The 14,660-nt window shown below is 43.8% G+C and carries 11 protein-coding genes and 2 pseudogenes; 8 read left to right on the forward strand and 5 right to left on the reverse strand.

All coding sequences use genetic code 11. The annotated features are described in order from the left end of the window. Window positions 1–32 precede the first annotated feature (32 nt). The 3 genes from ACJJIV_RS15020 (at window position 33) to ACJJIV_RS15030 (ending at window position 6,100) form a co-directional block, all read left to right on the forward strand. On the forward strand, window positions 33–1,079 hold the full coding sequence (locus ACJJIV_RS15020) for a tetratricopeptide repeat protein (RefSeq protein WP_444889498.1): 1,047 nt from the start codon (window positions 33–35) through the stop codon (window positions 1,077–1,079). A 30-nt stretch (window positions 1,080–1,109) separates the two neighbouring features. After that, entirely contained in the window at window positions 1,110–2,045 is a 936-nt protein-coding gene (locus ACJJIV_RS15025; protein ID WP_444889499.1) for a hypothetical protein, read from the forward strand. Window positions 2,046–2,200: 155 nt separating this feature from the next. Then, the gene (locus tag ACJJIV_RS15030; RefSeq protein WP_444889500.1) at window positions 2,201–6,100 is read left to right on the forward strand and encodes an esterase/lipase family protein; all 3,900 of its coding nucleotides are present in this window, start codon (window positions 2,201–2,203) and stop codon (window positions 6,098–6,100) included. Window positions 6,101–6,161: 61 nt separating this feature from the next. Here ACJJIV_RS15030 and ACJJIV_RS15035 read toward each other — a convergent pair whose 3' ends face one another. Together ACJJIV_RS15035 and ACJJIV_RS15040 are read right to left on the reverse strand one after the other, a co-directional pair. Further along, window positions 6,162–7,103 carry an IS110 family RNA-guided transposase gene (locus ACJJIV_RS15035; protein WP_252082793.1) on the reverse strand — a complete coding sequence of 314 codons (942 nt, stop codon included), beginning with the start codon at window positions 7,101–7,103 and terminating at the stop codon, window positions 6,162–6,164. A gap of 806 nt (window positions 7,104–7,909) precedes the next feature. Next, on the reverse strand, window positions 7,910–8,134 hold the full coding sequence (locus tag ACJJIV_RS15040; protein WP_444889501.1) for a hypothetical protein: 225 nt from the start codon (window positions 8,132–8,134) through the stop codon (window positions 7,910–7,912). A gap of 134 nt (window positions 8,135–8,268) precedes the next feature. On the opposite strand from ACJJIV_RS15040, the gene ACJJIV_RS15045 reads away from it, so the two are divergent. The 4 genes from ACJJIV_RS15045 (at window position 8,269) to ACJJIV_RS15060 (ending at window position 11,846) form a co-directional block, all read left to right on the forward strand. Then, window positions 8,269–8,514 carry a helix-turn-helix domain-containing protein gene (locus tag ACJJIV_RS15045; RefSeq protein ID WP_143730616.1) on the forward strand — a complete coding sequence of 82 codons (246 nt, stop codon included), beginning with the start codon at window positions 8,269–8,271 and terminating at the stop codon, window positions 8,512–8,514. Window positions 8,515–8,676: 162 nt separating this feature from the next. Continuing rightward, on the forward strand, window positions 8,677–9,192 hold the full coding sequence (locus ACJJIV_RS15050; protein WP_444889502.1) for a hypothetical protein: 516 nt from the start codon (window positions 8,677–8,679) through the stop codon (window positions 9,190–9,192). Next, complete coding sequence (locus ACJJIV_RS15055; RefSeq protein WP_444889503.1) at window positions 9,192–9,428, forward strand: hypothetical protein; 237 nt, start codon at window positions 9,192–9,194, stop codon at window positions 9,426–9,428. Before ACJJIV_RS15050 ends, ACJJIV_RS15055 begins: the two co-directional genes overlap by 1 nt. A 1,911-nt stretch (window positions 9,429–11,339) precedes the next feature. Beyond that, window positions 11,340–11,846: a tyrosine-type recombinase/integrase gene (locus tag ACJJIV_RS15060; RefSeq protein ID WP_444889504.1), complete on the forward strand. Its 507-nt coding sequence runs from the start codon at window positions 11,340–11,342 to the stop codon at window positions 11,844–11,846. Window positions 11,847–12,128: 282 nt separating this feature from the next. On the opposite strand, the pseudogene ACJJIV_RS15065 reads toward ACJJIV_RS15060, so the two are convergent. Both ACJJIV_RS15065 and ACJJIV_RS15070 read right to left on the reverse strand, forming a co-directional pair. Then, window positions 12,129–12,452: pseudogene (locus ACJJIV_RS15065) on the reverse strand (transposase); the annotation flags it as partial. Beyond that, the gene (locus tag ACJJIV_RS15070; protein WP_286036980.1) at window positions 12,449–12,574 is read right to left on the reverse strand and encodes a hypothetical protein; all 126 of its coding nucleotides are present in this window, start codon (window positions 12,572–12,574) and stop codon (window positions 12,449–12,451) included. The gene ACJJIV_RS15070 and the pseudogene ACJJIV_RS15065, both read right to left, overlap by 4 nt. A 639-nt stretch (window positions 12,575–13,213) precedes the next feature. Here ACJJIV_RS15070 and ACJJIV_RS15075 point away from each other — a divergent pair. Further along, window positions 13,214–13,597: a lysozyme inhibitor LprI family protein gene (locus ACJJIV_RS15075; RefSeq protein WP_252083190.1), complete on the forward strand. Its 384-nt coding sequence runs from the start codon at window positions 13,214–13,216 to the stop codon at window positions 13,595–13,597. A gap of 169 nt (window positions 13,598–13,766) precedes the next feature. On the opposite strand, the pseudogene ACJJIV_RS15080 reads toward ACJJIV_RS15075, so the two are convergent. Next, window positions 13,767–14,615, reverse strand: a pseudogene (locus ACJJIV_RS15080) (IS3 family transposase). Window positions 14,616–14,660 lie beyond the last annotated feature (45 nt).

Raw genomic sequence — 14,660 nt, forward strand, 5'->3', positions numbered from 1 at the left:
CCTTTAATGAGATAATTAAATGAGACAATTAAATGAGATGGAAAGAAATAATAATTGGAGCGATTATTACCCTTATAATTACAATCATAGGAGGTATTACTGTCTGGAAATTCACAAAAGAACCTTCTAAACCAGAACCAAAGTCAATAGTGGTTGCCGAGGCGGATTCTCCTGCAAAGTTCAAGTCAGACTCTAAAAGCTTAATATTTAATACCATCCGAATTGGAAATCTTGGTGATAAGGTCGCTCAAAGCGTTATCTTGTCAATTGAGTTTCCCGAAGATACACACGTTACTGACTTCTCTATTTCCAGTTCGTCGGGAGCAGCAGCCAGAAAGAATCTAAAAGAGATTGGAGAAAAGAAGTACGAAAAAATAATTGCAATAGATTCTTTGCTTCCGGAGGAAACAGTAACTATATCAATACTCACAAATGAGTACACAGAAAATGAGTTACACATTTCAGGAAGATATAGTGAAGGCTTAGTCCAAAAAGGTTCCCTTTCAAAGAGAGTGGCTTTAGATGATCTATTAAAAGAAAGGCCTCAAGCTGGAAAGGCAGCGCTGACAGCGCTTGTGCTAGGAATCTTATTAGCATATATGACTTTTCGAATTAAAAATGAACTGGGAGCACCTAGAAATGTGAATAACACGGCTTTTATGCTCCTCCATAATGGGCTGGTTGAAGAGGCTGCAACGGTACTAGAAACAAATATGACCAATCGAGGTTCTAATTCCTACGAAATGGCCAATCTAGGGCTATGCAAAGCGCTAATGGGTAGCAAGGACGCTTCCGAAAAATATTTTTCGGTGGCGGAGCTTTACTCTACATCAAAGCAAATAAAAGCACTTGTTGCCTTCAATCGAGCTATTGTAAGTTTTGAATCTGATGAGTTTGATGATGCTAGACGCTACTTCGAAAGTGCAGTTACTCTAGCAAGTCGTAGAATTAAGCTGTACGTGAAATGCAGCAAGTTTGGCACTAGGCTTGCTGAACATTTTCCAGAATTTTCCGAGCATCACTACCAAACGCTAACAAATCAAAGCACTCGGTCACAGCATAGCTGCGCCGGTCTTTGAGACGTTGGCGTAAACGAATTAGGCTGATACATGGAAGAAATATACAATTTATTCTTTTATTCGGACGACAAAAGGGTATCAGATATAGGGTGCGTGGTTCATCGTATTGATGGTTCGGATGAAGAAAAGCTCAAATTCCTTCAAGCCCACCTGGAAAATGATTCGGCAAATAGCAAGAGGTATGAAATACCTCATCAATATCTCAATGAAAAGAATGAATTTACTAATGCTGAAATGCGTTCGCTCATGAGGTTGGGGAGGGCAGCAGGAGTATTTGAAAAAATATTTCTTGAGCATGGTGCCCCAGCCTCACCGCTTATGATTATAACTCCAGTTTTAAACGGAGCTGTGCACTATGATATCCAAGCCGGCCTAGAGGCTTTACCTATTGCTAAATTTCAAGACCACCCTTTGACTGGAGCTGGAACGATGCCAGATTATCTTGAGGAATATATGAATGATGGTGCGCTTGATATTGGTACGTTGATTCATAATGATCACTACATTGCCGTAAAGCAACTGTTTAACTCTAAACACTATTTATCTGCAATGAAGCTGATGGTGTCTTTTATTGATACATTGGGTTACTTGGATAGTGGCGATGTTAAAGATAACGTATTCGTTCTTTGGCTCAAGAATTATGGTAAGTCATTCGAAACTCTCGGCATAACAGCTGAAGAATTTTGGGAATTTAGAAACTCGATACTCCATATGACCAATCTTGACTCTAGGCGCGTAAAGCAAGGGAAGGTTAAGCGTGTCAGTTTCATGGTAGGTCCAAGGGGTACACCTACACAAAGTGATCACGAGACAACCTATTTCAATTTTGCGGATTTGATATTTGTAGTTCAGAACGCAATTGAAAATTGGCTAAAGACGTATGTTATTGACCCACACAAGCTTTCGGACTTTGTAAAACGTTATGATCGAGTAATATCTGATAGTAGAATGGCTAAAATGCCCTAACAAACGCATGCATAGGACCTCCGCTTCGCTCCGGCTGCATACCCAGGACGTTATATACCTTTAGCACCATGGGTATCGAATATGGTGGCCAAGAAGTATGCAGGAAAACACAGAGCGATATTGTTTTATAACGGCTCAATAAATTAGAGTTAAAAATGGGAAAAAAAATAATACTCGTCCACGGGTTAAGCGGTTCAGCCGACGGGACATGGGGGAAATTTCCAGAATTCCTGGAAAAGGATACAGATCTTGACTACAGCATTGTATCATATGGCTATCAGTCGCCCCATTTTATTAAACAGTTTTATCAGCGTGCTCCCAGTATTCTGAATATAGCAAATGGCCTACTTACCGACATAAAAGCTCGGTGTGACTTGGATAATGATGAAATCATTCTTGCTGGCCATAGCTTGGGTGGCTTAGTGGTTAAAAAACTTCTCCTTCGCATGAAGGATAAGAAAATAAACCATAAAATCAGAAAAATATGCTTTTTTGACGTTCCACATGATGGCTCTGCGCTCGCAAATATTGGCAAATATATTTCATTTAGAAATCGACACCTTAAAAGTCTATGCCGCGATTCCAGTGAGCTCGATGATTTAAATGATCAGTGGGTAGATAGTGAGTTGAACAATGCTCTGGAAATTATAAGTATTGTCGCTGCCAATGACGATATTGTATCTACATCTAGTTCAAAGAGTATTTTCAGGGATCGTCAAGTCGAAACAATTAACGGTGTTAATCACAGTACAATTGTTAAACCAGAAAGTATGGAATCATCCTCATATATTGTTTTTAAAAATTTTATTTTGGAGAAGAATACAGTAAATAGCTATAAAAATACTGCTTCACGAGACCTTGAAGACTGGAAGAGTGTAGAAAGAAATCATAGCTACCATTATGCGACTGATGAAAAGCGAACAAATGACTTTAAGTCACTTGTTGCTGCTATGGAACTAGATCGAGCTGTGATAAGACTAACAGGCGCATCCGGATTAGGTAAAACACGCTTGATATTAGAGGCTATTGATGCATCTACTTCTATCGATGATTCCTGTGTTCTTGTTTTTAATGCACCTGGTTATGACTCCACCATTAAAGAAAGTATTCGGGCAATGGTTGAAGATCGTGTTCATGGTCTTGTAGTGATTGAAAATTGTAATATTGATTTGCACAACCATCTGGCGAAAGAGGTTAATAAAACAGAGTGCTCACTAAAACTTATTTCTGTTGGTTATTCAGGTGAACAGGTTGATGAATCTATTCATATTCAGCTTTCCCCAATATCAGATGAGGCCATAAAGCAGGTCCTGTCCCCAATATTAGTGGGTATGAATTCGGGTGACGTTGATCGCGTAGCTCGGTTTGCCCAGGGTTATCCTCTAATGGCTACTCTAATCGCAGAGCAGTATCAGAAAGAGGGCCGATTGCTTGGTTCGATAGAAAGTAGCTCTGTTGTAAGAAAGTTGATCGATGGTGACGGTGGTATAACAGATGCAGAGAAGGAAATGCTATCTGCTTGTTCCTTGTTCGATGTCTTTGGTACCGCCGAGGGTACAGCCGGAGAAGAGGCAAAATATATTGCAGAAGATGTTGCTGGATCGGACCTGAAAATATTTGACAGGGTATTAAAAATATTTACCAGTCGGCAAATCATAAATCGCGCGGGGCGGTATGCAAGGCTGGTACCTAAGCCGCTAGCACTGACACTAGCGTCAGAGTGGTGGGAAGAAACTTCATATGATCGTCAAAAACAGCTAATTGATACCCTTCCCGACACCTTAATGCAGAGTTTTTGTACCCAGGCTTCATATCTTGATGATCAGTCGAGTGTTCAGCGATTTTCAGATCGACTATTTGGGGGGCAAAGCCCTTTTGTCCGAGCGGAGGAGCTGCTTACAGAAAGGGGTTCGAAACTCTTCCGCGCATTTGTTGAGGTGAACCCCGAATCAACAAGCGATGCTTTATACAGAGTTTTGTCAGAGTGCAGTCATGATCAACTTCAGTCTATAAATGGTGATACACGAAGAAATCTAGTTTGGGGCCTGGAAAAGCTATGTTTTCATGCTGATGTATTTGAAAAATCAGCATGGTGTATGTTGCTGCTAGCATCAGCTGAAAATGAAAGTTGGAACAACAATGCAACGGGTATGTTTGCTCAGTTATTTCGAGTGAATCTATCTGGAACGCAAGCGAAGCCTAACATTCGCTTTGATATCTTAAAGCGGGCTATTGCGGTCGATCAGGCCAATATAGATATGGTGGTTCTTGAGGCTTTACATCAAGCAATCAGTACTTCTGGAGGCACACGAACAGTTGGTGCTGAGTATCAGGGCACTAAAGCCCCGCTTAAAGAGTGGCGGCCAGAATTACGGCAAGAGATTTTTGATTTCTGGCAACAGGCTTTTGATTTAATGCTGGTTCTTTTTGAGCGGGGCGATGCTCAAAAAGAAAAAGTCTTGTCAGATATAGGTCACTCGATTCGGGGATTTGTTGCTCATGGCCGGATTGAAATGTTAGATTCGGCGATTAGGGAGGTGGTGAAGATCAATGGTCGCTATTGGCCTGCAGCCCTAGACAGTATCAAAAACGCTTTTGAGTATGATTCAAAAGATATCAAACAAGAAGCGACTGATGCACTGAAGAACTGGTTAGAGCTGCTAAGCCCCGATGAAGCAGAACTACCTGAGAAGTTGAAGATTCTGGTTACCAACCCTCCCTGGGAAAACCATAAAGGTGTGGATGGTCATTACGTTGATGTGGCAGCGGAGAATGCGAAAGTACTTGCGACAGAACTCTCCCATAATATTGAAGAGCTACTCCCTCACCTCGACTTATTGTTGCAGGGAGAGCAGAAGCAGTCCTATGCTTTTGGCCGCCAACTAGCTCATGACTTAACTGATGTTTTGCCATTACTTGATTTGGCTCTGGAGTGCTTAGTAACCATTGAACAGCCTGACTCTCGGTTAGTTTTGGGTTTATATCGCGGTATGTTTGAGCAGTCGCCAGAGCTTTGGCAAGAGAATATCGATCGGTTAGTAGCGGATGAGCAGTTGGTCCATCTTTATCCATATTTTATACGAACGGGTGATATTCAAAAGGCACATTTAGATAATCTACTAGAGTTGATTCAGCGAGGTGTATTATCGCCAAATAGCGCGAATACATTGAGTTATGGCAATGTGACTGACAGCATTGAACCGAATGAGATGGCCGGCTTTTGCTTACAGTTAGCTGAGCTGGGGGGTCAGGCAAGCTGGTCCGCGCTCAATGTGATTTATATGTATTGCTTTAGTAATAAAGGCAGTATCGAAAAGCTTCGTGGTCCGCTTAAGCAATTAGTTGCGACAGTACCATTACATAGAGAACAAGGCGGCACTCATACGGATGTTCATCACTGGCACGATCTAGCCCGTAAATTATTGAAGGTACAAGATAGTGAATTCGCTGCTGCACTTACGATCCAGCTAATTGCGGCGACTAAACATAGTTTAAATCACGGTGATATCTGGTCATATATCAAGCCTTTAATGCTGGATCTAATGCGTGATTATAACTCTACACTCTGGCCTATATTTGCTGATGCTATCGTCCAGGCAGAAGGTATGGAGCGGTATTGGCTACAGGAGCTCTTAGATCGGGAAGACGGTCTGGCTAGTAATATGCAAAGTGTGCTCTCTGTAATCCCCGTGACCAGTATCATAGATTGGTGTAACGAACAGCCTGATATAGGGCCAACTTTTGTCGCTGGCTGTTTAAATGTGCTGGAAACAGTTGATGAAACGCCACGCCCAACGGCACTGTTTGTAGCATTGCTTGAGCATTTTGGTGACGATCAGGGGGTAACGAATGCACTGGGTGCCAACATGGACTCAGGCGGATGGACGGGGTCACGTGTACCAAATCTGGAGTCTGATAAGACAGCCCTCAGCCCCCTGCTCGATCACAAGAATATCCGTGTAAGGCACTGGGTCAAAGATTATATTACTTATATAAATCGGCAAATAACTGAAGAGTCAAAGCGAGATGAAGAACAAGGCTTTGGACTTTATTAATAAGTACGGAAGGCGTGGTCAGATGCCATATAACAAGTGACTATGGTCCTTTGTCAAGTATTTAAGCCATTTTCTCATCCCAGTAAGTGTTGTTTTTTACCATCGTATTTAGAATGGTAAGTTGCTTCCTCATACATGCGATAAGGGCTACTTTCTTTGGTTTACCAGCAGCGACCAGGCGCTCATACATTGGCTTTAATTTAGGGTGGCATTGTATTGCCGACATCATAGAAACAAACAAAACCGTGCGTACACGATGTCGCCCACCTCGAATATAGCGCTTACCCTGGAAGCTGCCGCTATCACGATTCATCGGGGCGATACCCACAAGTGCCGCAATCTCTTTGCGGTTCAACTTGCCCAGCTCAGGAAGTTCGCTCATTAGCGTGTAAGCCAGTACATTGCCAACTCCTTTAGCACTTAATAAGAGATCGCGTTTTTGTCGCCACTCGGCAACACTGTTAACAAGTTTATCAAGTTGCTTATCGACCCCTTCTAGCTCTTTCTTGATGGCTTTTAAGATAGCCTGAATGGGCTTGTGAACAGATTTGGGCATTCTCTTGAGGCGATTCTTTTGCATTGTGCTCATTTCTAAGCACTGGTTCCTGACCGTCAGTAAATCACTAATATTTCTAAGTTTTTCTGGTTTGATTGATGACAATCTTGGCTTCATTGCTTCACCAAAATGTGCGATATCAATTGCATCTAGCTTATCTGTTTTGGCGAGTCGCCCCGCTGACTTTGCAAAGTTTCTTACTTGTAAAGGATTGCAAACAACTATCGGCAGTCCCGCTTTATAAGCAGCACAGACGAATTCTAATTCTAGTCTTCCTGTGGACTCGATTAATACTCTTTGCGGTTTAAGCGGTTGTAGTTGTTTAATGGCGTCTTTAATACCCTCTTTGTTATTGGTAACACTAAAGAACTGGCCATTAGGTCTCACATATATATCGAGTTGTTTACTGCTGGTATCGATACCGACATTGATCTCTTGAGGTTCCATAAGATAAGCTATCTCCGCCTTGCTATTCGGGCTCGAGGCCCACATGACTATTCGAGTTATGCCTAGTGAGTGTCTGTCACGTTCATACTTGTTAACGGTCTTTATGAACCGGCGCAGCAACGAACTGTGACAAACAAGGCCTTCGGTGGCCGCCGAAGGTGGGTCTCAATTTACCCGTTAGCGAAAAGGATTTTCAACATCAGAATTGGACAAGAACAACCATACAAGTTGCTGCACTTGGACAAAGTACTCACTACGCTCCCATTTTTCCGGTGAGAAAACGTTAAGTTTAGAGAAACACTATGGACTTAAGCTGGAACCCATTTCCTGAGTATCGAAACTTCTCTTTTAATGCGATCCATGACGACTCGGAAGGTTTTCGAATACTTTTAGAGGCTAACTGTGACAGGTTCTCTAATAAGCAAGTATTACGTATAAGGTTTCCGCTGGCTGGCCCTATGTACTACCACCGATCAGATGAAAGCTTTTTATTATCGCCTGAAAGTACGATAGGTAATCCAGGCGTTACATTTCAGCGAACAAGAGCATCAGATTTAATTGAGCGATTTCACATGTTTAGCTGCAATATTTATCGAGAAGATTCTATTGTTCATTATTGTATTTATACTGATAATGAGTGTATTGAGGTTCTATCAGTAGTTGAACCCATCTGTGAAAATTTGTGGCACCAGAAAACTTAACAACTAGGCGGTGTCTGCTGGTGATTCAATTTTGATAATTGACTCATTTTCTTGTTTGATGTTTCCCATTAGCCTTCCTGTATACATCTTCCTCTTAGTATTGAGCTAGGATGATTCATTTTCCTGTAGAGAGCGTTTAAGTGGAAAGATTAGCCCTGGGAGGATGGCCTTTTCCTCCTCGGTGATAGCCTTAAGGGCTACTTCACGGGGTCCTGGTTGGGGCCACTCCATGATTAACTCTCGGGCAAGGCAGAGTGCCTCCAACTCTTGTAATTGAGATAGAAAAACTTGAGTAGGTACTGTTGAATAATCCGCTAGAAGATTTCCCATAGCTCCCCCTGAATCCATCGAAAGTAATAATTTTTGTTAACTTTATAATAGTATTGGTTGCTTATATTATAATGTCAACAAAAATTATTAACTTGTTAACTTTTATTGTTACCATCTTGGAATCATGAGACAGGATGAATAAACAAGTGATTACGGGAATACAGGTACGGATGGCTAGAAGTGGCCTGAAATGGAGCGCCCAAGATCTAGCAGAAAAAAGTGGAGTGGGTCTTTCGACAGTTAACAAGATTGATCGAGAGGATGGAATCCCTTCTGTGCGTATTCAGAATCTTGTAGCTATTGAGCGGGCTCTACTTGCTACTGGTCGTGTTCGCTTTGAAGGGGAAACTGGTGTGTTTGTTCAGCCTTTTGAAGGCTGACATCTATTGGGAGTAATAGTAATTTTCCTACCAATACGGGCTTGCCGAATACATGAAATCACAAGATGATTCACTACCCAGCGCAAGGCCCACTGAGTCGTACGGCAAGCCTGTGGTATCGTGGAAAAAAGGATTAACAGCTTCAAGGAGTGAGGTAACACAATGTCACTACCCTCAAGGATCGAGGCAGAGCAGCGCTACGAAAAACTGCGCGCACTCGCTTTGGAAGTTACACAGAATTCACTAACGGGTAATTTGAAACTAACTCAGATAACCCCTCGGGCCCTAGAGGCCACCCAAAGCTGGGAATCCTCAAGGCTTCGGCAGTACAACTGGGACTGGCCGCAAAACTACAGCTACTACAAGAAGAGCTACCCCAAGCGTTTTGAGATAGCACTATGGGAAAACAGCACCTTAATCGCTATCTCCATAGGCCGCCCCACCTACCACGCCACAGGGATGCGCCTGAACGTAGTGGAAGCCATGCCGCGCGACCTAGGCGAACGCTCCAATGTATTCGATACAATTATCCTAGCGTATGAAATCTATGCGCGGATGATCAATGCCAATCATATTAGGATCATGAATCCGGTTAATGAAACGGTGAGAGCCTTCTACGAGAGATACGGATATCAGTACATCGCCAAGGGCAACTACCTGACAAGAGATATATTGTGATGACTGATAAAGATAAAGTGAAACGCCTGGCTGAGGCCAGACAAAAGAAAGTGAAACGCCTGGCTGAGGCCAGACAAAAGAAAGGCTGGACGCAAAAGGAGATCGAAGAATTTGCCAAGCGCCGCAGCCATGAACTAAAGAAAATTTCCGAGGATACTGAGGAGCCTGATCACCTCGCCTCTGGCACCCAAAAAACCATCGAAGAGATATGCAAGGATGACGACAAAGACGACTAAGCCTCTGTCTGATACGGAGAAGCAGTTCACCCCCCAAAAGGGGGAAGTATCCCCGGAAGATGCCCGTACTAAGGCTACTATCTTTGCGGCTCAGATTAAGGGCCGGATGAAAAGTAAAGGGGCTAAGTTGAAATGAAGGGGGTACCCCCTTGTTGAGTGTCAAGATTGCAGTAAAGGTATGTATTGTGGTCAACCTGCGCAGAACAAGTCATTTCATCCATTGCATATTGCTTTCAGTATTGCTGTCGGGCTGGCAATTATTGCGGTCATGCAGCTACTGGGATCATGGACTCGCTTCGCGTGGATTCTTACTCTCCTTTCTTAATTTGGCCCTGCTCAAATCTGCCTGCCTCAGTGGTTTGGCCATAGTGAGGGCTGGCTTGCCTCAAGTACTCTGTTTTCTATTGATTGATTTGCTGTAAGACGCTATCGCGTGCCTAGATGTTTGGTCAAAAGATTACTAGTTGTACGTAGCCACAATTGCCGCACTTTAGAAGTATGTTGTAACACCTTTGGGCTGTGAAACATTAGGGGTAACAGAAAGGTGTGACAGTACAAAGCCAATAACCATGCGGCTTACAGCGAATCTGTAACACCTGTACACCTGTAACACCTTTATTTTAAGTGGTGGAAGTTCACCCTCCCCTCGCCCCATTGACTGGGCTGAGACTGCGGACCAGGGGGATATCATCAACGTGTGAGATGTGGGGGCGGTATATCTCAGCAGAATATTGAGAGGACATTACTGAATTGTTTCATGGTCTCTATCCGTGACGGCGTGGGGAATCTATTCGACTGTGCTTACTTCTCGTTTAGAGTACGCAGATTGTGCGTACCCTGGACGGTAAAGGTATGGGTTTAATTCACTTCCATACATGGTGGCTCAGGCTGTGAATATCTACCTGGCGTAATGGGGTAGCTCCCGTTTATGGCTGAGTCTTTGGCGGGCCAGGGCATCCGATATCTCTACTTCTGGGACAGCGTGTAGATTAACCGCCCACTAGTTGGCTTGATGGCTATGGCTGAACTCTAAGCCAAGCTTGGAGTTCAACGGGTCCTCCTGAGAGGCTAACACACGGGTAATTCGGACCCCGCTCTGTTAACAGATATCTGATTTTTCCTAGGGGGGTTATACCCTCCTTAGAGCCAGTTAGGGGCAAACCCCTAGTTCGGGGTTTGGTGTTCTGACCAGCTGAACCCACGGGGGGTAGGTTGGATATCTGGCAGCCTTGTATCCGGCACTGCCGTCCTAGCTTAGATTTCACAATGGCTTAATTCAGGTAGGGGGGAGTGATAATTAGGTAGTTGTTCTGGGCGTTTCAAACCGACAAAGCGTCGGTTTTGGTCTGGCAGTGAAAACCGGTGATTTGCCGGTTTTGGTTTAACTCTCAAAACCACCAGCCCTGTGGTTTTGGAGGTGATGAAACATAGGCGACCTGAATGCTGAGGTGACGTCGCGATTCGCGGCTCCATCTTATGCGCTCAAGAAGCCGTTCCTGCTCAAGCCGATCCCCTGTCGAATGCTAGCCAAACCGCCAGATTCGCGGTTTGAGGTATATGGAAACAGGCTAAGGCTAGGGTCAAATTCAGGTGGTACGGCAAGATGTGTATAGAGGCTTCAGTGGTACGTACTGCTGTTAAACCCCTCTAGTTGGGGGTAGGAATTCAAAGTGGTGCTACATATGGTGCTATTTTTCTGTTGAAGCTCCATGTGTATCCCGCGATTACTGGCCTTCAGGTTATTTTTCAAGTCCCGCCCTGACCACATCAAGATCCGAAGAAGTTCGGAATCATCCAAAAAGCCCGGTAAATCTGGGTTTTTTGCTATCTGGGGGGGGGTACGCAGCCCTCCGCTCTCGTTTGTTGTCATCTGGTGCTACCTAGTTCAATTTAGAAACTGGTAGCACCACCATGGCTCTGGCAGATACTCAAATCAAGCAGGCCAAACCAAGCGACAAGGATCAGTGGCTTAGGGATGGACAGGGACTGCGCCTGTTGATCAAACCTACTGGCTCCAAGTATTGGCGGCTTAAATATCGATTCCAAGGAAAGCAAAAGACGTTGGCCTTGGGCGTTTGCCCCTCTGTATGTCTCAAACAGGCGAGGCAAAAAGTAGCTGGAGCAAAACAGCTGCTAGCAGAGGATCATGCCCCTTCAGCACAGAAACGAGTTGAGAAGTACCAAGCCAGAGTCAGTATTGACCGGAGTTTTGCTGCTGTTGCTGAAGAGTGGTGGAACCACCAGAAAGGAACCTGGACAGAGGGCCATGCCAACCGTGTATGGACTAGGCTACGAGATAATACCTTCCCTCGAATTGGCCAAAGGCCTATAGCTGATCTTCAGCCCCAAGATGTAATAGCCATTGTCCGCGATATTGAGGATTTGAAGGAAATACTTGGGCACCGGGAGAAAACTTAAAAGATTTCCTTGCCCTTCTCAGGAGTCAGATTTCCTCCTCTCTTCAAAGTGAGGGTTTAATTGCTAATGAGGAGAAAGCAAGCACTTTAGCCCCAAATTCATTTTTCGAGCTTGTTAATCTAGTCAAAAAGGATAATGCAGCGAATGAAGTAGACTCGCTTCTTAGGGTGCTTCAAATACTTGCTATTGGGGCGTGTTTTGAAGCGGCCTTTGAGGATCGTGACTACGAGGAAGCGATATTCTAAGCAATGGAGCTCAGGGCGACCCTTACTCATAGAGCTCCTGCTCACTCAATCGGTCTATCAGCGCGGACGATTCATCTCGTCGGACATCAAGAGAGCCGTAGCCTTTTTTAGTATCTCTTTCTCCCTTTCCAGGCGATTGATACGGGCTTCAAGCTCCTGAATTTTCTGCTGCTCAGTGGTAAGCGCTTTACTTGCAGGCGTCTCTCCACTCTGCCTCTAGTTGCTTCACCCAATGGCGGATAGTCGTTGTGCCAACATCCAGCGATCGGGCTGCTTCAGCAATTGAATAGCCCTGCTCTACTACCAAGCGGGCAGCGTCTAATTTAAATTCAGGAGAAAAGGATCGACGCTGTTTATTCATTTAACACCTCTATTTTCGAAGATAACTTTATCATCTAAATTGGTGCCCGGATTTGGTAGACCACTACAGCCATCAAAGGCTATGTCTCCTGATGGTACATTAGAATTACCTTTTTCGTTCATAGGAAAGTCCTCCCTTCCAGGGATACCCTTTCAAAGCTTTTAATTTTCTTTCTTTAGGTTGTTGGTAGTGATCGTTACTTAAAGACCCTTATAAGCCCTTTAAAGTGCCCCATATAACCTTAAAAAAAACTAGCACACCGGCGAAATATTACCTTAGGGCAACAAAACTTCAAGCCCAGTAGCCATGCGATTTTCAGAGTATGTGGAGTGGGGCTGTAAGAATTGGAATTGGCGCATAAGAGAACGTTACTGGGCTCAGGATTTTTGGATAGACCAAAGGAGTATATGAACCGAAGTATTTTATAAAGTATGAAGTTTTTGTACCGCTTGCTAAATTCCGAAAAATTCTTGCTAAACACAAGATACCCCAAAGCATGAGCCGGAAATGGGATTGTTGGAATAATGCCTATGTTGAGAGCTTTTTCCGCTCTCTGAAGATAGAAGCCATCTGCCATGATTCACTACTGAATAGAGAAAATGCCCGTCAAGCAGTGTTTGAATAAATTGAAGGCTACTACAATAAAAACGGTGAAAACACTTTGGGTTATATCAGCCTGGTACAGTACGAGTCACAAAAAAATACACTGGAGTGTGTCCGCTTATAGTGTACTAGATCAAGCTTTGTTCTAAGGAGTATCTATGAAGACAATATTACTACTAATATCCATCGTTATATCTCTCCCCTTGTTTGCGATAGAGTATAACTGGAGTAAGTGGGAAGAGCAGTGTGGAAGGGAGCGTACTCAACTTGAGCTGAATCAATGTGCATATCAGCAATTCCTATCTAGTAATAATCAGTTAAATGCAGTCTATGAAAAAACTATAAATTCTCTAACCCTACAGAAGCAAAAAAAGCTACGTACTGAACAGCGTTTATGGCTTAATAAACGTGATTCTAGTTGTCTTACACAAACAAATGAAGAAGCAGCTGGAGGATCAATCTGGCCAATGCTTTATCAATTATGTAGAGCAGGCGAAACTGATCGTCGAATAAAGCAATTGCGCAAATTGATTTCACACTAGCTTTACGAATAGTTCGTGGACCCTTGCACAAAAGGAATCGTGAGGCTTCACATAAATTGGACTGGCCACTACAGCCAATCCAAAGCGAGTTGTCAGATATATCCCGCGGAGCAGCAGTAAGAAAGCACTTTATCATGCATCATTGAGTAGCTAGGCTTACTTAAATTTCTCAAGGGCCGCCTCGGTAGTGGTCAATTATTTTCGGACAGTAGGTTAACTTCTCTTCTGCTTTCACGGGCGGTATTCCGTTATTGTATTGGTGGGGACGCTCCCAATTGTAGTAAGTCATCAGGTAATCTCTGATGTCTCGCCTTACTCCTGTGATGGATGTGTAATCAAGAGACGGTATCCATACATTTGGTTGGGTTTATCTATATTAAACTTGTGGTCAAATTTATTTGGTATACTTAAGTGCTCTACGATTGCTCTCTTATACTTATGATGATCAGGTTACTTACACACCAAACCCGCTTCTCTCATGAGTCTTCGGACTTTAAAGCGCCCTATTGGTACTCCCTGCGCATAAAGTAAACCTATGATTGTACGGCTTCCTGCAGAGCTACGGCAGCGCTCGAAGAGTTCAATGACCTTGAAGCGAAGGTGCATTCTGGGTACATCAGCGGAGCTCTTCTTTTTCCTATATTCGTGGTAGCATGATCGAGGTGTTTCAAAAGCTTTACAGACCAGTTCCACGGACTCCTGCTCACTCAATCGGTCTATAAACGCGTATGATTTATCTCGTCGGACGTCAAGAGAGCGGTAGTCTTTTTTAGTATTCCTTTCTCCCTTTCCAGACGATTGATACGGGCTTCAAGCTCCTTAATTTTATTGCTCAATGGTAAGCGCTTTACTTGTAGGTATCTCTCCACCACGCTCTGTCTCTAGTTGCTCGTGGGATAGCCGTTGTGTCAACATCCAGTGACCGGGCTGATTTAGGGGTTGAATAGCCTTGATCTACTGCTAGGTGGGCAGCATCTAGTTTAAATTCGGGGCAAAAGGATCGATGCTGTCTACTTATTAAACACCTCTATCTGCGGTGGCAACTTTACTTCCTAAATTGGTG

This window comes from Microbulbifer mixtoriginis (SeqCode) (assembly GCF_052466765.1).